15 protein-coding genes are annotated in these 20,296 nt (G+C 61.5%); 14 read left to right on the top strand and 1 reads right to left on the bottom strand.

Annotated features, from left to right (window positions below; genetic code table 11):
• Positions 1 to 12: 12 nt before the first annotated feature.
• From ACP7DE_RS00525 to ACP7DE_RS00515, 3 genes are all read left to right on the top strand, one after another.
• Entirely contained in the window at positions 13 to 1,569 is a 1,557-nt protein-coding gene (locus tag ACP7DE_RS00525; RefSeq protein ID WP_426070256.1) for an MBOAT family O-acyltransferase, read from the top strand.
• 9 nt (positions 1,570 to 1,578) lie between these two features.
• Positions 1,579 to 2,811, top strand: coding sequence for a hypothetical protein (locus ACP7DE_RS00520; RefSeq protein ID WP_426070255.1), 1,233 nt, complete (start codon positions 1,579 to 1,581; stop codon positions 2,809 to 2,811).
• A gap of 103 nt (positions 2,812 to 2,914) precedes the next feature.
• Positions 2,915 to 4,801, top strand: a complete 1,887-nt coding sequence (locus ACP7DE_RS00515) for a propionate--CoA ligase (protein WP_426070254.1) — start codon at positions 2,915 to 2,917, stop codon at positions 4,799 to 4,801.
• 44 nt (positions 4,802 to 4,845) lie between these two features.
• Here ACP7DE_RS00515 and ACP7DE_RS00510 read toward each other — a convergent pair whose 3' ends face one another.
• Positions 4,846 to 5,559: a S24 family peptidase gene (locus ACP7DE_RS00510; protein WP_426070253.1), complete on the bottom strand. Its 714-nt coding sequence runs from the start codon at positions 5,557 to 5,559 to the stop codon at positions 4,846 to 4,848.
• Between the two features lie 149 nt (positions 5,560 to 5,708).
• Between ACP7DE_RS00510 and ACP7DE_RS00505 the strand changes: the two genes are divergently transcribed.
• The 11 genes from ACP7DE_RS00505 (at position 5,709) to ACP7DE_RS00455 (ending at position 20,291) form a co-directional block, all read left to right on the top strand.
• Positions 5,709 to 6,122 (top strand): hypothetical protein, encoded by a 414-nt coding sequence (locus ACP7DE_RS00505; RefSeq protein WP_426070252.1) that lies wholly within the window; start codon positions 5,709 to 5,711, stop codon positions 6,120 to 6,122.
• Positions 6,123 to 6,146: 24 nt separating this feature from the next.
• Positions 6,147 to 6,689, top strand: coding sequence for a hypothetical protein (locus ACP7DE_RS00500; RefSeq protein WP_426070251.1), 543 nt, complete (start codon positions 6,147 to 6,149; stop codon positions 6,687 to 6,689).
• Positions 6,690 to 7,031: 342 nt separating this feature from the next.
• Positions 7,032 to 8,237: a phage tail tube protein gene (locus ACP7DE_RS00495; protein WP_426070250.1), complete on the top strand. Its 1,206-nt coding sequence runs from the start codon at positions 7,032 to 7,034 to the stop codon at positions 8,235 to 8,237.
• Positions 8,238 to 8,321: 84 nt separating this feature from the next.
• Positions 8,322 to 8,765, top strand: a complete 444-nt coding sequence (locus ACP7DE_RS00490) for a hypothetical protein (protein ID WP_426070249.1) — start codon at positions 8,322 to 8,324, stop codon at positions 8,763 to 8,765.
• Positions 8,766 to 8,869: 104 nt separating this feature from the next.
• Positions 8,870 to 9,109, top strand: a complete 240-nt coding sequence (locus ACP7DE_RS00485; protein ID WP_426070248.1) for a phage tail assembly chaperone — start codon at positions 8,870 to 8,872, stop codon at positions 9,107 to 9,109.
• 51 nt (positions 9,110 to 9,160) lie between these two features.
• A complete protein-coding gene (locus ACP7DE_RS00480; protein ID WP_426070247.1) occupies positions 9,161 to 13,753 on the top strand; it encodes a phage tail length tape measure family protein in 4,593 nt (1,530 codons plus the stop codon).
• On the top strand, positions 13,750 to 15,219 hold the full coding sequence (locus ACP7DE_RS00475) for a hypothetical protein (RefSeq protein ID WP_426070246.1): 1,470 nt from the start codon (positions 13,750 to 13,752) through the stop codon (positions 15,217 to 15,219). The genes ACP7DE_RS00480 and ACP7DE_RS00475 overlap by 4 nt, the downstream gene beginning before the upstream one ends.
• Positions 15,216 to 17,144, top strand: a complete 1,929-nt coding sequence (locus ACP7DE_RS00470) for a hypothetical protein (RefSeq protein ID WP_426070245.1) — start codon at positions 15,216 to 15,218, stop codon at positions 17,142 to 17,144. Before ACP7DE_RS00475 ends, ACP7DE_RS00470 begins: the two co-directional genes overlap by 4 nt.
• Positions 17,144 to 17,632 (top strand): DUF4376 domain-containing protein, encoded by a 489-nt coding sequence (locus tag ACP7DE_RS00465; RefSeq protein ID WP_426070244.1) that lies wholly within the window; start codon positions 17,144 to 17,146, stop codon positions 17,630 to 17,632. Before ACP7DE_RS00470 ends, ACP7DE_RS00465 begins: the two co-directional genes overlap by 1 nt.
• The gene (locus ACP7DE_RS00460; protein ID WP_426070243.1) at positions 17,629 to 18,459 is read left to right on the top strand and encodes a hypothetical protein; all 831 of its coding nucleotides are present in this window, start codon (positions 17,629 to 17,631) and stop codon (positions 18,457 to 18,459) included. The genes ACP7DE_RS00465 and ACP7DE_RS00460 overlap by 4 nt, the downstream gene beginning before the upstream one ends.
• Positions 18,459 to 20,291, top strand: coding sequence for a hypothetical protein (locus tag ACP7DE_RS00455; protein WP_426070242.1), 1,833 nt, complete (start codon positions 18,459 to 18,461; stop codon positions 20,289 to 20,291). The genes ACP7DE_RS00460 and ACP7DE_RS00455 overlap by 1 nt, the downstream gene beginning before the upstream one ends.
• Positions 20,292 to 20,296: the final 5 nt, after the last annotated feature.

The raw sequence follows: 20,296 nt of genomic DNA, 5'->3' as shown, positions 1-20,296 counted from the left end.
ACTGGTGAACTGATGCTATTCAACTCCTATGTCTTCCTGTTTGCCTATTTGCCCATCACGGTGGCCGGATTTTTCATCCTGGGACGGCGTAGCCAGCTAGGAGCGGCCGCCTGGCTGGCGGTGGCATCGCTGTTCTTCTATGGCTGGTGGGATTACCGCTATCTGCCGCTGCTGCTCGGCTCTGTCATCTTCAATTACGGCTGCGCAGCCCTGCTTGGGCCAAGACGCAGCATCCATCGCAAGGGCCTGTTGATGGCGGCCATTGCCGCCAACCTGGGCCTGCTCGCCTATTACAAATATGCGGGGTTTGTTGTTGCCAGCCTGGCGGAGCTGCTGGCGCAGCCACTGCCCGCCCTGCACGTGGTGCTGCCCATCGGGATCTCGTTTTTTACGTTCACCCAGATTGCTTTTCTGGTCGATACCTATCGGGGCAAGGCGCAGGAAAGCCGTTTTGTCCACTATCTGCTGTTTGTCACGTACTTCCCCCATCTGATTGCCGGCCCCGTACTGCACCACAAGGAAATGATGCCGCAGTTCGCGGACCGGCGCATCTTTCGCCTCTCGGCCAGGAATGTCGCCATCGGCAGCACCATCTTTTTCATCGGCCTGGCAAAAAAAGTGTTGATTGCCGACAATATCGGCCCATATGCGGCGCCGCTGTTCAATAACCCTGCCACCCCCTCGCTGCTGGTCGCCTGGGGCGGGGTTTTGGCGTACACCTTCCAGCTGTATTTCGACTTCTCCGCTTATTCCGACATGGCCATCGGCTTGTCGCGCCTGTTCGGCGTGCGCCTGCCTTTGAACTTCGATTCGCCGTATAAATCGCGCAATATCGCGCAATTCTGGCGCCGCTGGCACATGACTCTGTCGCGCTTCCTGCGCGACTACTTGTATATCCCGCTGGGCGGCAACCGCTGCGGCCCCGTGCGGCGCTACCTGAACCTGATGATCACCATGGTGCTGGGCGGCTTGTGGCATGGCGCCGGGTGGAATTTTCTCGTATGGGGGGCGCTGCACGGCGCTTACCTGGGCGTCCACAAGGGCTGGAGCACGGTGGCGCGCACGCTTCGCCTGCCGTCCGGTACGCGTGCCGGCAATGTCGTGGCGACTTTGCTTACTTTTACAGCCGTTTGCATTGCCTGGGTTTTCTTCCGCGCGCCCGATGTGGCCAGCGCCCTGACGATACTGAAAGGCATGGCCGGTGGCTTTGGCATGGCCTTGCCCGATGCACTGATTCCCTATCTGCTGCCTGTGCAGCCCATGCTGGCTTCGATGGGCGTATCCTTTTATCTGGGAGGCGGCACGGCCTTCATGGAAAACTGGACATGGATCGCGCTGGCGGCCGGGCTGGTTTTCGGCATGCCCAATACGCAGCAAATCATGCGGCGCTTCGGGCCGGCGCTGGATTTCTCGCAAGCCCAGGCCGCTGCAGGTCAGGGCGGGTTGGGCGTCTTGCGGCGGCTGACCTGGCGCGCGTCGCCCGCGTGGGCGGCCGTCATTGCCGCGCTGGCGCTGGCGAGCATGCTGGCCTTGAACCGGCCCGCCGAATTCCTGTACTTTCAGTTTTAAGGGGCGACCATGACACGTTCCCCGTTCAGGTTTTATCTGCTTACGCTGCTGCTCTTGCTGGTGTCGGGCGCCATCATCGTCTGTGTCTTTGTGCTCATCGTCGATCCTTATGGTGTGTACGAAATCGTGCGCCGCGAGCATTTCAATGCCGTCAAGCCGGGATTGACCCGCTATCAAAGCCAGATCAAGCAGGAACATGCGCTGCGCCTGCGGCCGCAATTCATCATCCTGGGGAACTCCCGCGCCGAGATCGGCTTCGATCCGCGCGCCAGCGCTTTTGCCCCGCTGGGCGGCGCCGGTTATAACCTGGCGATTCCCGGCACAGGCCTGGCCACGTCCGCCAGCCAGTTCGCGCAATTGCTGCAGGCTGGCGTCAAGCCGCACACGGTCATCGTGGGCATGGAGTTCATCGATTTTCTCAATCCGGTTGCGGCGTTGCCTGCACCTGCGGCGACTGCGGCGGCGCCTGCGCAAGGGCGCGCATTCTGGCGTTTCGACACGCTTTTTTCGTTGGCGTCCATGCGCGATGCTGCGCATACCCTGCGCATCCAGCACGACGGCGAGGCGGCGACGTTGTCGCCTGATGGTTTCAACCCCTTGCTCGAGTATGGCGCGTATGTGCGCCACGATGGCTACCACAAGCTGTTTCGCCAGCGGGCACAGGAAAGTGCCGCCAGTTTCAAGCGGAAATCGAAGAGTGGCCTCGCCACTGAAGACTTGCTAGCCTTGCGTACCTTCCTGCTGGCGATGGCGGCCACGCAGGCCGATATCAAGCTGGTGGTCTATCCCTATCACGCGCAGATTCTCGCCATGTTTGAATCGGCTGGCCTGTGGCCCCTGTTCGAGGCGTGGAAACAGCAAGTCGTGCTGGAAGTCGACGCCGTCAAAAAACAAAATCCATCGGCCAGCATCAGCGTGACCGATTTCAGTGGCTTTGGCCCTTACAACTGCGAGGCGATTCCCACGCAACAACAGCGCCACGCCAGCACGCGCTGGTATTGGGAAGCAGGGCACTTCAAGAAGGCACTGGGCGACATTGTGATGCAGCGGGTGATGACGCAAAAGGACAGCGCGTCGTACGCCAACCAGTTTGGCATGCCGCTGACCAGCGCCACGCTGGCCGCGAATCGCGACAGGATTGCCGCCGAGCGCAGCGCCTGCATGGCGGCGCAGCCGGAGATGTTCGAGTTCTCGGAAAAACTGTTTGAAAAATCATTGGAGGACGCACCCGTACGCAGATAAAGGAAGCAATACGCAGGCAGATGGTACACAGGTGGTACACATAAGCGGCGCCCAGGCCGGTTCGCCCAGGCCCGATACAGATTGCACGCATACCGGAGGAGACATGAATTTCGCAGCATTTTATCAACGCTCGATCGACACGCCAGACGCTTTTTGGCGCGAGGAAGCGGAAAAGATCGATTGGCATACCCCGTTTTCGCAAGTGCTTGATTATTCCCGTCCGCCGTTCGCCAAATGGTTCGTCGGCGGCACCACCAATTTGTGCCACAACGCCGTTGACCGTTGGGTGGGCAGCCAGGGCGATGCCGCCGCGCTGATCGCCATTTCCACCGAGACCAATACCGAGCGCACCTACAGTTTTCGCGAACTGCAGCGCGAAGTGGAGCGCTGCGCCGCCATCTTGCAGTCGCTGGGCGTGGTCAAGGGCGACCGCGTCTTGATTTATATGCCGATGATCGCCGAAGCGGCCTTCGCCATGCTCGCGTGCGCCCGCATCGGCGCCGTGCATTCCGTGGTGTTCGGCGGTTTTGCCGCCAACAGCCTGGCCAGCCGCATCGACGATGCGCAGCCCAAGCTAGTGTTTTCCGCTGATGCCGGTTCGCGCAATGGCAAGGCGATTGCCTACAAGCCGCTGCTCGACGAAGCCATCCGCATCGCCGCGCACAAGCCGCAGCAGGTGCTGCTGGTCGACCGCCATCTCGTGCCGATGGAATTGACGCCGGGCCGCGATGTCGATTATGCGACCCTGCGCGAGCAGCACCTGGACGCGCAGGTGCCCGTCACCTGGCTCGAATCGAACGAGCCGTCGTATGTGCTGTATACCTCGGGCACGACGGGCAAGCCGAAGGGCGTGCAGCGCGACGTGGGCGGCTATGCGGTGGCGCTGGCGTCGTCGATGCAGTACAACTTCTGCGGCAAGGCCGGTGAAACCTTCTTCGCCACCTCGGATATCGGCTGGGTGGTGGGCCATTCCTACATCGTGTATGGCCCGCTGATTGCCGGCATGGCCACCATCTTGTACGAGGGTTTGCCGATTTGTCCCGATGCGGGCATCTGGTGGAGCATCGTCGAAAAATACAAGGTCACGCGCATGTTTTCGGCGCCAACGGCGATCCGCGTGCTGCGCAAGCACCCGGTGGAATTGATGCGCAAGCACGACCTGTCTTCCCTGAAGGCGCTGTATCTGGCGGGCGAACCGCTCGATGAAACCACCTCGCAATGGATCGCCGATGAACTCAAAGTGGACATCATCGACAACTACTGGCAGACGGAGACGGGCTGGCCGATCCTCTCGGTGGCGAAAGGCGTGGCCGATACGCCGACGCGCCTGGGCAGCCCGGGTATGGCCATGTACGGCTACCAGGTCAAGCTGCTCAACGAAGCGACAGGCGATGAGTGCGGCGCCAACGAGAAGGGCGTGCTGGTGCTGGAAGGCCCGCTGCCACCGGGCTGCATGCAGACCGTGTACGGCGATGACGAGCGTTTCGTCGACACCTACTGGTCTACCTTCAGCGGCCGGCAAGTGTATTCCACCTTCGACTGGGGCGTGCGCGACGCGGACGGCTATTACTTCATCCTGGGCCGCACCGATGACGTGATCAACGTGGCCGGCCACCGCCTGGGCACGCGCGAAATCGAGGAAAGTATCTCCAGCCATCCGAACGTGTCGGAGGTCGCGGTGGTGGGCGTGGAAGACAAGCTCAAAGGCCAGGTGGCGATGGCTTTCGTGATCCTGAAGAACCCGCAGGGCTTCGACAGTGTCGAAGCAAAAGCGGTCCTGGAACGCGAAGTGATGGCCGTGGTCGACCGCCAACTGGGCGCCGTGGCGCGGCCCGCGCGCGTGTTGTTCGTGTCACAGTTGCCGAAGACGCGTTCGGGCAAGCTGCTGCGCCGCTCGATCCAGGCCATCTGCGAAGGCCGCAGCCCGGGCGACCTGACGTCGATGGACGATCCGGCATCGCTGCAGCAGATCCAGGCAGCATTGGCTTAAGCGCCAGGATGGCAGCGAAGTTTATCAATCGATAAACTTCGCTCTCAAATGCGGTCGCTTTCCTTGCGCACGACCCTGCCCACGATCAGGCATTCATTGCCGCGACACAGCTTGCGGTGGTATTTGCGCTGGTCCGGGTTGTCCGAGGTCAGCCACCATTCGCCGATATCGCGCGCCATGCGCTTGACCACCGGTTCACCTTCGTAATTGATGGCAAACACAATGCCATCTGCCGGTCGGTTGTCGGCCGTATTGATGATTACCACGTCGTCCTCGTACAGGGCCGGCTCCATGCTCTCGCCCTTGACCTTGATCGCCACCAGTTTTTCAGGGTGGTAGCCATTGCGCTCGACCCAGCTGCGCGGCACGCTGATGGTGCTGCCGTCGTGCGTTTCCGGTTCGATCGCAAAGCCCGTGATGCCGGCCGACAGGCGCAGTTTGACCTTGCGGATCGGGTAGAAGCGCTCATCCTCTCCATCGACCACCACCACCGGCCGCACGTCACCCAGCGCACGCGCCGCCAGCGCCGCCTGGTCGGGCGCCGCACCCTGGTCGAAGTACATGCTGTCCAGTTGCAGGTCCGCTTCCAGCTTGCGCGCGATTTTTTCACTGAAGGCGCGTCCCTCGCGGTAGGTGGGCGAGAGGATTTGCGAGATGCGCGCCTCGCTCCAGCCGCTGACGTCGGAAATTTTCTTGCGCGTGTTGTCGTAGTGCTCGCGGATCAGGGCCAGCAGGCGGTCGCGTCTGTATTGATACATATTCATCTCCACATTAAACCTGAAATTTACCGTTTGATAAATTACCAAATGCTTGACTTTAACATTAGCGATTGATAAAGTCCACTCGTTGCCTGTCGCAAACGCACTACAGCGTTTGCCGCTTGGTGACACCACGGGAGGTCAGGCAGATGTTGAACAGCAGTCAGTTGGTAGAAAGCAGGGCGGTGTCACGGCAGGGGCGCCAGCTACAGGGGCGCAGCAAGAAGTCGCAGTTGCATATCGCCCGCATCGTGCAGTATGTGGGCGAGCAAGGCCAGGCCAGCGCGGCGCAATTGTCCGCCTTGCTGGGACTCGATGCGGGCACCATGAGCCGCTATTTGCGCCACATGTGCGGCATGGGACAGATCCACCTGGCGCAACGCCACTGCACGGAACCGGGGCGCCAGCGGGCCGCCCTGTATGCGCTGGGCGAACAGGACGAGGAGGTCGACGGCTGGGCCGAACTGCCGCCGCAAGTGCGTCGCACGGCCAGCTGGCCACGCGGTGTGGCGCGCCGCGATCCGCTGGTGGCGGCCCTGTTCGGACCGGCGCAAGAAAACTAAGACAAGAATCAAAGAGGAGAAATCATGGGGTTTGCAGAAAAATACATCGCATCGCTGTCATCGCAGAATTTGCGCGACGATGCCGTCCACCACGACCTGGATGTCATCGCGGCGGCCGCGCTGGCCGGCGACATGGGCGCCTTGCTGTGCCGCGTCAAATACGCGGACGGTACCGTCAGCCGTCTATTCGAGGGCAATGCGGGCAACCTGGCGCAGTTGCTGCGCGCCTGGACGACGGCCGTGACGCAGAAAGGCCGTGCGCGGCGCTGGGTCAAGACGCATACGGCCTGGGATGCGCAGGCGGCCAATACCTTGTACCGCCGCGTGGCCGAAGCGTCGCTCGCGCATTGGCTCGACAGCAAATGCAAGGTCTGCCACGGCACGGGCGTCGTCGCTGCCATGCGGGCCTGCGCGCCTGTTGTCTGCCAGGCTTGTCACGGCGCCGGCGAAGCGGCCATCAGCTGCTCCGGCGGCTTCGAGCTCGAACGCATCAAGGACATGGTCAGCGAACTGGAAGGCATCTTCCAGTCGCACGGCGCCCGCGCCATGCGTCGCCTCGGTCACTAAAAAGTTTTTTGCAATATGCCCGATGCTGGAAAAAACACCCCTAGAATAGAGTCTCGATCACGCAGTAATAGAAACACCGGAAACACCGGCAACACCGCAGTACACCACATGCTTCTCCACTCGTAATAGACGCGCTCAAGGCGCGACACCGATAGGGGAAATCAGCGCAGCGAACCGCCTTCATGGCCGCATTCACCCATCTTCCGCCCGGTATGGCCCCGTGCCATCCGGACGCCAGCCCGCCGCCTCACCGCGCGCGGGTTTTATTTTCCTGATACTTGGCAGTTCCCCCTCAAGACCGCATATGCGGTCTTTTTTTTCATCCCACGAAAGGTATTACTTATGGCATCGACAGCAAACGGCATCGACAGCTTGATCGTTATCAGCAAACAAAGCGCGGAAGGCAGCAAGGCAGCCGCCGGCGCCGGCCAGATTTACCCCCGCGTCACCGCCACTTTCGACACGGAAGCGGACAAATACGCGAGTGCCGAAATCGACGCCAGCCAGCAGCAGGGCGATACCCGTCTGGGCAACTTCCGCACCACGGGTGCCATCAAGGCCGAAGCGGCGTGCGGCACGTATGCGCCGCTGATGGCTGCGCTGCTGCGCCGCGATTTCACGGCAGGCGGCGTCGCTGCCGCGCAAACCACCATCGCTGCCGCCGCCACGGGCCTGACGCGCAGCGCCGGCTCCTGGCTGGCAGAAGGTTTCCGCGCCGGCAGCGTGGTGCGCATCACCGGCATGACGGCGCCGGCCGCCGCCAACAACGCGAAGAACTTCTTCGTCACCTCGGTGACGGCGACCAACCTGAATGGCCAGTTCATGGATGGCTCGGCGATGATCGTCAAGGCGGCCGGCGACTCGGTCGGCGTGGCGGCAGTGGGCAAGCGCAGCTTCACCCCGTTGACGGGTCATACCACCGACTGGTTTACGGCCGAAGTGCAGGACCCGAAGATCGGCGTGCACCGCAGCTTCGTCGACCAGCTGGTCAGCAAGATGGATATCGCCGTGCAGCCGAACGGCATTACCAGCCTGGACTTCACCCTGATGGGCAAGGCGGAAGGCCCGACCACGGCCGTGCCGTACTTCCCCACGCCGCTGGCCGCGCCTGGCTCCGGCAAGTTTTCGGGCGCCACGGCGATGCTGTCGGTGAATGGCATCCCGTCGCAGATCTGCACCGGCATGTCCGTCTCGCTGGACGGCCAGGTCAAGGTTGACCCGGTGATCGGTTCGAAGTACGCCACGGCCGCCTCGCGCGGCAAAGTGATGGGCTCGGGCCAGTTCACGGTGCTGTTGCAAGACGCCACCTACCTTGACTACTTCAAGTCTGAGACGGAAATCCCGTTGGCCTACGCCATGGCGTCGGGCACGGCGCCGGCAGCAGACGTGCTGGCGCTGGCCATGGGCCGCATCAAGATCACCTCGGCCAAGATCGACGACGGCGAGAAAAACAAGATCGTCACCTGCGCCTTTGACGTCCTGCGCTACAAGGGCACCGATGCGCAGCACGAGGCGACCACCTTGACCATTCAGGACAGCGCGCTGTAAGCGGCTGACATTTGCACTGGGGCCGCCGTGATGGCGGCCTTTTTAGCTCTTACCCCATTTGAATTCATTCAGAAAGCAGTACACATGAACAACGCACAAAAAATCCAGGCAGGTTTCGACATCGGCAACATCCATGCGGCTACCACCCCCGTGACCTTCGACGTGCCCGTCATTTTCGACGCGGACGGCGAAGCGGTGGCTGGTTTGACCATCGTCGGCAAGAACAGCGAGCAGTATCGCGTGGCCAACAACGCCGTGCGCGCAGAAGGCTACAAGAAATCGGCGCGCCGCAAGACGGCCATCGACGCCTCCACTGACGAAGGCGCGGAACTGCTGGTGCAAGCCATCGACGGCAACCAGAAGCGCCTGGCGCTGGCCGTGGTCACGGGCTGGTACGGCTTCACCAGCAACAGCGCACCCGTGCCGCTCGATCCGGCGCTGCTGGAAGCCGCCTTTGAAAAATACCCGACCTGGCAGGAAAAGGTCACCACGGCGCTGGAAAACGAGTCGAATTTTTTGAAACTCTGACGGCCAGCCTGCTGCGCTACGCCGGGCACCAGTTCGAGCGCGGGGCGCGGGCGGCCGATGGCCATGCCAAGGGCGAGCATATCGACGCCGCCCGGCGCCATCCGTTGTACCGCGCGCCGCCCGAAGAGGCGAAGCCGCCCATGCCGTTCGAGCTGGCCCACGTATGGGAATGGTTTGCGCAATTAAACCGCAAGCGGCAGAACGGCATGGCCGTCAACCCCATCGCCAGCACGGAAATCCTCGCATGGCAGGCGCGCCACGGCATCGCCATCGAGCCGTTCGAGCACCAGTTGCTGGACCAGCTCGACGCGCTCTTCCTGTCGCACCAGCATGCGGCAGGCTGACCCGCATTTTCCAACCCGGCCGCCATGCGCGGCCTTTTTTATGGGCCAACCATGCCAGAGATAACAGAGTTAAAAATTGCCGTGAATGCGGCGGAAATCAAGGCGGGAACGCAGGCAGTGAATGACCTGGCGGCCGCTAGTAAACAGACAGGCGATCAAGTCGAGGAGGCCAGTACCAAGTTTCGCAACTTCGAACCACGGGTGCGCGCGCAGGCCGAAGCGGCACGCGCGGCGGCAGACGCTTCCAAAGTACTTGGTGACGAAAGCAGCGCCGCTGCGGATGCCATGTTCAAGGGCATGACCGCGGTCGATGGCTTTGCCAAGGCTTCCGCCAAGATTGGCGAAGGCGGTTTGAACGCCGACATCGGGCAGATCAAGGATGGCCTGGGAGAGATGGCCAATGCCACCGGCTTGACGGAACTGGCCATGAAACGCCTGGGCGCGGGGCCGCTGCTGGCGCTGCAGATGGCGGCCGACGTGGCGGCGTTCGTGGCCGAGGCCTTCGTGCAGGGTCAGCTGGAATCGGACAAGTTTTCCCGTGCCCTGGAGCTGACCGGCAATGCCGCCGGCATCACGGAAGGCCAGTTCAACACCATGGTGGCGTCGGTCTCCGATGCCAGTCAAGGCGGCCTGGGCGATACCCGCGTGGTCTTGCAGACCCTGGTGGAAACGGGCCAGTTCACCAGCGAAGCGCTCAATTCCGTGGGGGCGGCCGCCGTTACCATGGCGCAAATGAATGGCCAATCGGCCGGTGCCGTGGCGGCCGACTTCGCGACGATGGCCGATGGCGTGACCAACTGGGTCGACACGCACGATAAAAACTACAACATCTTGACAGGCGCCCAGTACGCGCATATCGCCGCCCTGGAAAAAGAAGGCAAGACGCAAGAGGCCATGGTCATGGCGAGTGACTTGATCAATGCAGGCCTGCAAAAACGCGCTGAAAAGCTCAGCATGATCGGTACCTTGCTGCAAGGTAGCAAAAATCTCTGGTCCAGTTTCATGGATGGCATGCGTTCCATCGGACGCGAAGAGACGCCGGAGGACGAGATCGAGAAAATCAAGAAACGTACGGCCGAAGTACGCCGCACGGGCCAGTTGGTTCCGGGTACGCATCCGGGGGCACGCCTGACGGGCGAGCAGATGCAGCAGTTCGAGCAGGAGCAGGCCAAGGCCCTGGCTGTGGCAATGAACAAGCAGACGCAGCTCGAGGCAAAGGCGAAGGCCGATCAGGCGGAATCGAAACGCAATGCCGAGGGCAAGCAGGCGGTCAAGGAGCTGGACGAGTTGCAAAAGCGCTATGTCACCAGGGCGCAGCGCGAAACAGCGGAAATCAAACAGCTTGAGGAGACCCTGGCCAATGCCAGGGCCGCCGGTGTTCCCTTCTCTCCCGAAAAGGAGAAAGAGCTGCGGCAGAATATGCGAGCCTCGTTTGCGGCACCTTCCCGGACTGCCGCACCTGCCAGGACTGCAGCACCTCCAGAGGCAGGTTCCGATCCCCGTGATGCCGTGCTGGCAGGTGAGTTGCAATCGATCCAAACCGCATTGCGCATCAAGACCGAAGGTTATGACCAGCAGGCCAAGCTCGATGAAGCGCGCCGCAAGGGCGGCGCCTTGAGCGAGGACGAGTTTTTTGCGAGCCGTCGCATGGCCATTAGCGCGCGTGGCGCCGCCGAGGTGGCGGCCTACCAGCAGCAAGCCGACGTATTAAAAGGTTTTCAGGCGAAAACGGCGCAAGGCCGTCAGGAAAACGTCAACAAGATCGCAGAGGCGGGCACTGCGCAGCTGCGCGTGCAGCAGCAAGTCAACGCCGATCTGGCGCAACTGGAGGAAGCGGCGCGCCAGGAGAAGGAAGCGGCAGCGAAGAAGCGCGACGAGGAGGCCAAGGCAAAAGAGACCAAGAACCGTGCCGATGCCAAGGCGGCGGATGAAAAAACGTGGAAAGACACGGTCGATGGCGCCAAGGCCATGGGCGACGCGCTGGAAAAAGCCTTCGGCAAGGCAGGGGCTGCGGTCGGCAAGTTGGGCACGGCCTTTGCCGATTATCAGAAGGCCCAGCGCGACGTTCAACGCACCCTGAGCGAAGGGCTCAAGGACGCTGGCAACGACGAACCCAAGAAAGACGCTGCGCATGCCAAGGCCCGCGAGGATGGCGCGCAGGCGCAGATCAAGGGTTACCGGGACATGGCCGGGGCCGCCAAGGGCTTTTTCAAAGAAAACAGTACTGGCTACAAGTTGATGGAAGGAGCCGAAAAAGCGTTTCGCGCGGTGGAAATAGCCGGCCAATTGCAAAAACTGGCGACCAGTCTGTTTGTATCGGGCTCGTCTGCCGCTGGCGTGGTCGTCGGGCAGGCGACAGAGACGGGTGCAGTGATGGCCGGCCAGACCGCGCAGAATGCGGCCAAGGTACCCGGCGTGTTCATGTCCTTCATGAGTTCAATGGGACCGTGGGGCTATGCGGCAGCGGCAGCGGCGATTGCCGCCGTGCTGGGCGGCGCCTTCAGCGGCGGCGGTGGCGGCGTCGACACGACGGCCAAGGATCGCCAGGCCGCCAACGGCACTGGCACGGTGCTCGGTGATTCATCCGCGAAATCGGAGTCGATCCCCAAGAGCCTGGAAATCATGGAGAAAAACTCCGGCCTGGGCCTGGTGTATTCCTCGTCGATGGTGGTCTCGCTCAAGCAGATCGTTTCGGGCATCGGCGGCTTGGGCAGCTTGCTGGTGCGCTCGGACATCCTGACGTCCGCATTGGGAACCAAGGGTAGCTCCAGCGGGGGCTTCATCGGCAATGTCGTCAGCAGCATTTTTGGCGGCAAGACCACGGTGCAGGATGTGGGGATAGTCACCAATTCGTCGCGTCTGGGCGACCTTGATACTAAGCGCTTTGACGTGAATTCCTATGTCGATATCAAGAAGTCCGGCGGCTGGTTTTCCAGCGACAAGAAGTCTACGAGTCTCACGGCCATGGGCGCGGAAACGAATGACCAGTTCACGAAAATTGTTCTCGGCCTGCGCACGAGCATCGTGGCGGCAGCCGACTCCCTGGGTATGGGCGGCGATGCCTTCACGACGCGCTTGAATTCCTTCGTCGTCAGCCTGGGCAAGATCAGCCTGAAGGACCTGAAGGGCGAGGAAATGCAAAAGGCCCTGGAAGCGGCCTTTTCCAAGCTGGGCGACGACATGGCGAAGTTCGGCGTGGGCGGCCTGGAAAAATACCAGGCCGTGGGCGAGGGCTACCTGGAAACATTGGCGCGTGTGGCCAACAACTACATGCAGGTGTCGGACGTGCTGGGCGTGTTGGGCAAGTCGTTCAACACTTCCGGCCTTTCCGCCGTGGCGCTGAGCGAAAGCCTGATTAACGCGGCGGGCGACCTCGATACCCTGACCAGCGGCACCAGCTTCTTCGTGCAGAATTTCCTGAGCGAGGCCGAGCAGATGGACCCGGTCACCAAGTCGGTGCGCAGCGCCATGGCGGCGATGGGGCAATCCGGCGTGACAACGAGCGAGCAATTCAAGGCGCTGGTGCTGGCGCAGGACTTGAACACGGTCGCCGGCCAGAACATGTATGTCCAGTTGCTTGCCATCGCCGAACCGTTCAAGAAGGCTGCCGACTATGCGGCCGACCTGGCCACCACGACGGGTGAACTGGCTGAAGTGAGCAAGACAGCCAGCGACATCGCCAGCGAACGCAGGGACCTGCAACAGCAGTTGAACCAGCTGACACACAGCGAAGCGCAGTTGCTGGCTGCCCAGCGCGCCGGCATTGCCGACGGCAACCGGGGATTGTTCGACCAGATCCAGGCCGTCAAGGCGGTAACCAGCGCGAAGGATGCTCTGGCTAAAGCCTACGAGACGGAATCGGCGGCGGCCAAGTCGGCGCTGGAGAAGTCGAAATCGTGGGTGACCACCTTGAACGGGCTCAATTCCAGCATGGCTTTGGGCGCCCAGTCAACGCTGACGCCGGAGCAGAAGTACGCTGAAGCGCGCGCCCAGTTCGAGAAAACCCTGGCGGCCGCGAATGCGGGTGACACGACGGCGCAATCAGGGCTGTCCGCCGCCGAGCAGGCCTTTTTGACGGCATCGCAAGTGGTCAACGCTTCCGATGCCCGTTATGCCGCGGACTATGCCCGCGTGGTGGCAGCGAACAAGGAAGCGTTGAAATGGGCCGCCGCGCAGGTCGACGTGCAGCAGGCCAGCCTGGACGCGCTCAATGCCCAGGTATCGGGCTTGATCACGATTAACGACAGCGTGCTGACGGTGGCGCAGGCCATTGCCGGCCTGCGGGCGGCGATGGGCGGTGCTGTGGACCTGGGTGTGCAGTTCAGCAATCCTCCAGTGGTCGCTGCACTGGCGGCGATGACAACCCCGGTCGCGGCGGCTGTCTTCGACCCCGTGCGCTACTCGTCGTCGGCGAACGTCGGTTCCGAGGTTCTTGTCGCCGAAATCCGCGGCCTGCGCGAAGACAACCAGGCCATGCGCGTGGAACTGGAAGGCTTGCGCGCCGATCAGCGGGCGCAAACGGGCGCCACCATCCAGGCCACCTTTGAATCGAACGCCAACGCCGCCAGGACGGTGGTCGATGGCGTGGACAAATCGTCCAGGGCATCCGCCTGGGCCAACGCAGTGAAAGGAGAGTACGCATGACCGCTGCACAATTTCAGGAATGGCTGCAAAACCCGTCGGCCATCCGCATGGTGCTGATCGAGGCGCAAGTGAATGTGGCCGGTAGCGAGGTGACGCGGTATATCGCTTCGCGGCCTTACGTTACCCGGCCGGATGAGTTGCCGGCCAATACCGCGTACCAGCCGCTGGCCAAGGGCGGCCTGGCCTTCACGGAACAGGTCAGCCTGTCCGGCGAGGCGGGGCTGTCGGGCGGCGATATTGAACTTGATAACGCCGATGGCGCTCTGGATGGCTGGCTGGGCGACGTCTGGATGAACCGGCCGATCAAGGCTTGGGCCGGCGATCCCTCCTGGCCGCGTGCCGACTTTCAGCTGGTCTTCGACGGCATCATCGCCGACGTGGCCAGTGCGGGGCGCGAGTCGGTTAACCTGGTACTGCGCGACAAGCTGCAACGCCTGAATACGCCGATCTCCGAAGCCAAGCTGGGTGGCACGACGCCGAACAAAGACGCCATCCTGCCGATTCCCTTCGGCGAGTGCCACAACGTGGCGCCCTTGCTGACCAATCCCGCCACTTTGGAATACGGTTTTCTCGGCGCGGTCGAATCGACGTTCGAAGTGCGCACCAACGGCAAGCCGATTGCCGTGGCCTTGAATGACCAGGCGGGCCGCTTCAACCTGACCACCGATCCGTTTTCCACCACGATCACGGCCAGCGTACAGGGCGACAAGGGCGGCGGTTTTGCGCCGCGCATCGCGCCGCTGGTGCAGCGCATCGCCACCACCTACGGCAAGGCGGCCGACCGTTTTACCACGGCCGACCTGGACCTGGACAACCTGGCCGCCTTCGACGCGTCCCATCCGCAGCCGGTGGGGCTGTATGTTGCGGACCGCACGAACCAGGCGCAGGCCATCCAGCAACTGGCGGCCAGCGTGGGTGCCCAGGCGATCATGTCGCGCACTGGCCAGCTGCGCCTGGTGCAGATCGCGTTGCCTGCCGCCGGCGTGCCGGTGGAAATCGGTCCGGAGCAGATGCGCGAACGCTCGCTGCGTCCCGCGCAGCGCCTGCCCGTGACGGCGGCCGTGAAGATCGGTTTCGACCGGAACTGGACGTTGCAGGCTGGCCTGACGACCAGCATTCCGCCCGCGCATGCGGATTGGTACGCCACGGAATGGCTGACGGAAACGGTGGTCGACGCGGCGGTGCGCACGCGTTACCGCCTGAGCGACGACCCGGTGCAGATCGATACGTGCCTGAAGACGCGGGCCGATGCCCGCACGGAAGCGCAGCGGCGCCTGGCCTTGAGCAAGGTGCCGCGCACCATGTATGAATTCGATGGAGAACCCGAGATGATGATGCTGGAACTGGGGCAGCCCGTACAACTGCGCGCTGAGCGCTTTGGCTTGCAAGAAGGCGTGCCGGGAGTGGTGGTGATGCTATCGCGTTTCTGGCTGACGGGCAGAGTGACTGTGGGGGTGCTCGTATGAGCGCGATTGTGGGGGAGCGCGACAGGCTGCTGCAGGCGACGGCGGAGCGCTTCAGCACCATAGCCGATGGCAAGGCGATCCTGATGGCCGCCAGCACGCCCGTCTTTCGCGTCAATAGCGCCGGCGAGGGAGCACCCGGCTCGATAGCCATTACCGCCAAGCCGGTCAATGTGGTGGGCGATATCGTGTTTTCCGTATCCGCAGGCACGGCGTTGCGGGTGAACGGCAACGTGGCCACGGTCGATTTTGCCAGCATGAGTACGGACACTGCCCTGGTGCAGGCACGCATCCGTGAATTCGGCGTCGATTACCTCGCCAATTACATGGTCAGCAAGGTCTTCGACGGCGCCGCCGGCGAGACGGGCCTGGCGGGATTGAACACGGGCCAGGCCTTCGCCTACAAGCGTGCGGCCGCTGCGCCAGCCGATACGCCGGGCGACGTGATTTTTACCTTTGCCACGGCCGCGATCACGACGCCGGCCGGCAACGATCTGGCCAATGGTTGGTCGAAAAATATCCCGGCCGGCACGGCGCCGCTGTACGTGCGTGTGGCCGCCGCCAGTTCGCGCAATGCCACGGACAACATCGCCGCTAATGAGTGGTCGGCGGCGGTGCAATTGGCCAAGGACGGCACCGATGGTTTGAACGTGGCGCCCGTGCGCATCTACCAGCGTGGCGCCACCAATATTGCGCCAGCGCTGCCGAGCGCGGCATGCACCTTCACGTTTGCCAGCGGCGCGCTGACTGGCCTGAACAATGGCTGGTCGGCCCAGGTGCCGTCGGCGGGCGGTGCGTACCTGTTCACCTCCGGCGCCACGGCTGCGTCGCGCACGGCGACTGACGATATCGCTCCCGGCGAGTGGGCCGTCGCTGCGCGCTTGGCCGCCGATGGCGCGACGGGCCAGCGCGGCACGGTGACGGTGACGGCGCCTGGCTATTCGACCTGGTCGGATGCTTCGGCCGTGTATGAGCTGGGGCGTGCAGGTTATGGCGCGCCGATTAATCGCGACACGGTTACGCTGTATGACGCCGCGCATGCGGTGACGAAGTTTTATGTTGATGGTGCCTGGCTGGAGTTGGGCACTGTGTTGAATGGCAATCTGCTGGTGGATGGGTCGGTGGCCGCAAAGGCACTGGCAGTCGACAGAGTGTCGGCATTCACTGCGAACCTTGGGAGTATAACGTCCGGCGATATCTACAGCGGAGTGCTGCATGGTGGCAGCGGATATCCTCATTCTGACTATGCCTGGCCGGCAAATGGAGGCATCGGGTATCACCTCAGTTCTGCAGGACTTCGGATGGGAAATTATTACCTGGGGTCATACCTTCAAATTGATGCAGACGGCGAGATCCGTGCTCCAGGATTGAGAATCGCGAACGGCGCTGCCACGTTCACTGGAATGGTGTATGCGAAGGGTGGCACATTTTCAGGTGATCTCTCGTCGGCACGCGTATCAGTCGGTACAGCAGCCACAGCAACTGCGTTTTTCGAGCCGGATTATCCTTTGGTCTCGCTACAGTCGTCCGCGTCTGGAGTGTTTGTTGAAAAATTGTCGGTCAGTTCCGCCGTTGTATTTTCGTCTCCGGAAGTTCTGTTCAAGCATAACGCTCCAGATTGGCCTGCCGAGCGCCGTATCCGCTCTGGCGCTGTGTTTTTTTCGATCATTTGCACGGCGGTCGTGGATGACCAGTTGAGCATCTGGTACCGCATCAATGAAGGGGCGTGGGAATGGCTGAGCGGTGTCCAGGAACGGCAGCGTGGTGATGCTCCTGTAGCGACGGGCTACGGAATAATGATTCAGGTCAGTCCGGATAGCACGGTGCGGTTTGGCGTTTCTGCGACCGACGCCTCCTACTGGGCTGCCGATATGAGGAAGCTTTATCTTAAACAATGTCAGGCGACTGTGATCGCAAGGAATTTTTAATGGAAACAATCATCGTTAACAGTGATGGTACTCAAACAAACGAGCGCACAGGAAAGACGATAGTACCCCAGCCCAGCGAGAACCACGAATACGATGCGCAGGCAGACATGTGGATAGACACAAGAACGCTCGATAGTGTCAAGGCGCGTACTTGGACGCGCATCAAGCAGGCGCGTTCCCTTGCCGAGGCCGCGGATTTTGTGTGCTGCGGTGTCATGTACCAGGCAGACAAGGATCGCATTGTTGGTGCCACGCAGCTGGCCTTGATGGCGCAGGCTGCCGGCCAGCCATACAGCATCGACTGGACCTTGTCGGATAACACCCACGTGCCGCTCGATGCGGCTGGCATGATCGCCGTTGGCGCCGCGCTGGGCGCGCACGTTACCGGGGCGTTCGCCATTTGCCTTCAGTTGCGCGGGCAGATCGCTGCTGCCACTTCCTTCGAAGCGCTCGATGCGATCGTTTGGCCAGTGCAGGGGGGCGCATGAGCAACTTGCGCATCATCTACGACAACGCCGCCGACCGCGCAGTGTTGACGGCATCGAGCCAGGCCGGTGCGCTGGGACCGGGCAATCTGCAGCGGGAAGGAAAGTCCATGGTGCTGCGTTCAATTGGAACGTTGCAGACCATCACGGCGACGTGGCCGTCGCCGGAAATTGTCGGTGGCGTAACCCTGCCGTTTTGCAACCTGACCCCAGGGGCAACTATCCGCGTCCGCAGCTATATCGAGCCTGGCGATACTGTGCCAGCCATCGATAGTGGCGTCATGCCGGCGTGCGAGTATGCGCGACTGGGCATGTGGGATTGGGGCGCATTGCCGCTAGGCTTGAATGCCTACAGTTACGGCGGCGGTACGTATGCGCGGTGCTGGTTCCAGATGCGCAGCATCAGGAAGCTGGTGATCGACCTGGCCGACCCGGACAATCCTGCCGGCTATATCGAGGCCGTGCGGCTGGTTGCAGGGGCTTACTGGAGTCCCGAGCAGAACGCTGCGTATGGCGCTGGTATCACGACAGTCGATACCAGCAGCCAATACCGCAACGGTGCTGGCGAACAGAAGGTGGAGCGGGGTGCGATGTACCGCAAGCTGTCGCTGACGCTTGATCACATGACGCCGTTGGACCGTGCCGAACTGTGGCGCATCGTGCGCGGCAACGGTCTGTCGCGCCCGCTTTTCGTCAGCCTGTATCCGGATAGCGACGACGTCGAGCTGGAGCAGGCGCACCAGGTGTATGGGCGCCTGGCCAATCTGGCCGCCATCACCACACCGTCTTTCCAGGCTTATGCCACCAACATTGAAATTGAGGAGCTGTAATGGGTGATTTTTTTTACTATGGTCAGAAGGATGCGATCCAGCGCTTGAACGAGCTGGCTGGACGGGGCGCCGTGGTGGCGTCGTATGCGCCAGCCGTCGGGCGGTCGCCGCTTGGCGGGCCGAATGGAAAGATCACGCCGGAGTGGCTTGATCCTGGGCTCCCCCTCAGAACGGATATTGCTTTCGGGGTAAGCACCACCGCCAAATACGGCTATAACTACGCGACTAATGGTGCTGGGATCACTCGCTGGATACTTATTGCTACGATTGGCGAGTCAAATGTGGGAGCAAATGCAAACCTGCTTATTCGTGGTGTGTTTAACAATAACTGGACCGCATCTAGTTCAAGCCCCTTCACTATATTCATGGGTGTGCGCGAGGGGTTCTATGTGGACTGGCACATTGAAGGTCCAATAATTTGGCAATCTCGCATCATGGTCGTAAGACGTGCCGACGGAAAGCATGACGTTTATGCTTTTTTTGATAGTAGTGTTTTTTCAACTATGTCATTCGATTTGACTGGGATAAACACAACGACGTATGCATTGCCTGTTGAAACTAACTCGACACCAGCGGGAACGGTAGTATTTGATTCGGCGACAGGGCCGGGAAACCCAATCCACATTGCGCCACGGTGGCGCACCCCCGCTACAGGCAAGGGGCTACTAGTCAATGAATTACTTGGGGTAGGTGACGGGTCGATTACTACGTCGCACTTGATTTGTGGCGGCGTTAGCATGGCGGCTGGGCAGGAGCGGGATAGCCTACGAATTGGAGTTGGTGGCGTATCTGGAACTACCTACCCCGGCTGCTTCAGCTGGTTCACATCTGCAGGCAATAGCAATGGGACACCAAGCAACCTGTACAAAGAAAGCTACAGGATGGCTCTCAGAGCATATGACACACAGTCAAATCAATGGAGTGGCGATTTTCTCGCGGTGAAAGGGACGGGTTCAGTCTATATTTCCTCACTTAAGGCTGGGACGGAAAGTCATGCGGTACACCATGTTATTGACATGCCTGGCGGACAGGGCCAGGATATCCTGACCGTAAATCAAGCTGGGGGATTCAGGAAGTGTGATGGCAACTACGGGAATTTAACGAATGCCGCCCTAATTTTGAGTGCGAACACTGTCACAGGGCGGAGTGTAAATGCCCGTGGTACGGTTAATACCATGGGCAACGATTATGCGGAATACATTTTCAAATGCCTCATGTGCGGTATCGTCGCCCCTGGTCAAATAGTCGGCATCACCACCGACAACAAGATCACGGACAAGTGGGGCGATGCCGTCATGTTCTCGATCAAATCGACGGCCCCATCTTTTGTCGGTGGCGATTCCTGGGCCGACGACGTGGGGCCGCGTCCGTCTGCCCAGGCTGGAGCAGCGCCGACCCAGCCCCTGCGCCGTGAAGACGTGGTCACGCAGCAGCCGGTACCCGGCATCAATCCACCGGAATATGAGGACGTGGTAACGGAGGCAGGTGACACCGATGACGAGTGGGCAGAAAAGCAGGCCACCTACACCGCCGCGCTTGCCGCCCACAACATCGCCGTGCAGCAGGACGCCGAGGTCATGGCCACCTTCGACGCGGCGCTGGAAGTCGAGCGCCAGAAGGTCGACCGCATAGCCATCGCCGGCCGCGTGCCGGTCAACGTGCTGGGCGCCCAGCCTGGCGATTACATCGTGCCGGTGCAGGATGGTGCTGGTATTCAGGGCATCGCCGTGCACGAGGACGATCTCACCATGAAGCAGTACTTGCACGCCCTCGGCCGCGTGATTTCGATTGAGCCGGACGGCAGGGCCTATGTGATGGTCAAGGCCGTGTAGCCAAA

The organism is Janthinobacterium sp. DSP2-3-3 (assembly GCF_049897325.1).
In the GTDB taxonomy this organism is placed as follows: domain Bacteria; phylum Pseudomonadota; class Gammaproteobacteria; order Burkholderiales; family Burkholderiaceae_D; genus Janthinobacterium.
The sequence above is the reverse complement of the archived record's forward strand: the minus strand, read 5'-3'. Positions and strand labels throughout refer to the sequence as shown.

Excerpts from the sequence above, each read along its gene's own strand:
- ACP7DE_RS00525 (WP_426070256.1), top strand. The coding sequence starts at position 13 with ATGCTATTCAACTCCTATGTCTTCCTGTTTGCCTATTTGCCCATCACG.
- ACP7DE_RS00520 (WP_426070255.1), top strand. The coding sequence starts at position 1,579 with ATGACACGTTCCCCGTTCAGGTTTTATCTGCTTACGCTGCTGCTCTTG.
- ACP7DE_RS00515 (WP_426070254.1), top strand. The coding sequence starts at position 2,915 with ATGAATTTCGCAGCATTTTATCAACGCTCGATCGACACGCCAGACGCT.
- ACP7DE_RS00510 (WP_426070253.1), bottom strand. The coding sequence starts at position 5,559 with ATGTATCAATACAGACGCGACCGCCTGCTGGCCCTGATCCGCGAGCAC.
- ACP7DE_RS00505 (WP_426070252.1), top strand. The coding sequence starts at position 5,709 with ATGTTGAACAGCAGTCAGTTGGTAGAAAGCAGGGCGGTGTCACGGCAG.
- ACP7DE_RS00500 (WP_426070251.1), top strand. The coding sequence starts at position 6,147 with ATGGGGTTTGCAGAAAAATACATCGCATCGCTGTCATCGCAGAATTTG.
- ACP7DE_RS00495 (WP_426070250.1), top strand. The coding sequence starts at position 7,032 with ATGGCATCGACAGCAAACGGCATCGACAGCTTGATCGTTATCAGCAAA.
- ACP7DE_RS00490 (WP_426070249.1), top strand. The coding sequence starts at position 8,322 with ATGAACAACGCACAAAAAATCCAGGCAGGTTTCGACATCGGCAACATC.
- ACP7DE_RS00480 (WP_426070247.1), top strand. The coding sequence starts at position 9,161 with ATGCCAGAGATAACAGAGTTAAAAATTGCCGTGAATGCGGCGGAAATC.
- ACP7DE_RS00475 (WP_426070246.1), top strand. The coding sequence starts at position 13,750 with ATGACCGCTGCACAATTTCAGGAATGGCTGCAAAACCCGTCGGCCATC.
- ACP7DE_RS00470 (WP_426070245.1), top strand. The coding sequence starts at position 15,216 with ATGAGCGCGATTGTGGGGGAGCGCGACAGGCTGCTGCAGGCGACGGCG.
- ACP7DE_RS00465 (WP_426070244.1), top strand. The coding sequence starts at position 17,144 with ATGGAAACAATCATCGTTAACAGTGATGGTACTCAAACAAACGAGCGC.
- ACP7DE_RS00460 (WP_426070243.1), top strand. The coding sequence starts at position 17,629 with ATGAGCAACTTGCGCATCATCTACGACAACGCCGCCGACCGCGCAGTG.
- ACP7DE_RS00455 (WP_426070242.1), top strand. The coding sequence starts at position 18,459 with ATGGGTGATTTTTTTTACTATGGTCAGAAGGATGCGATCCAGCGCTTG.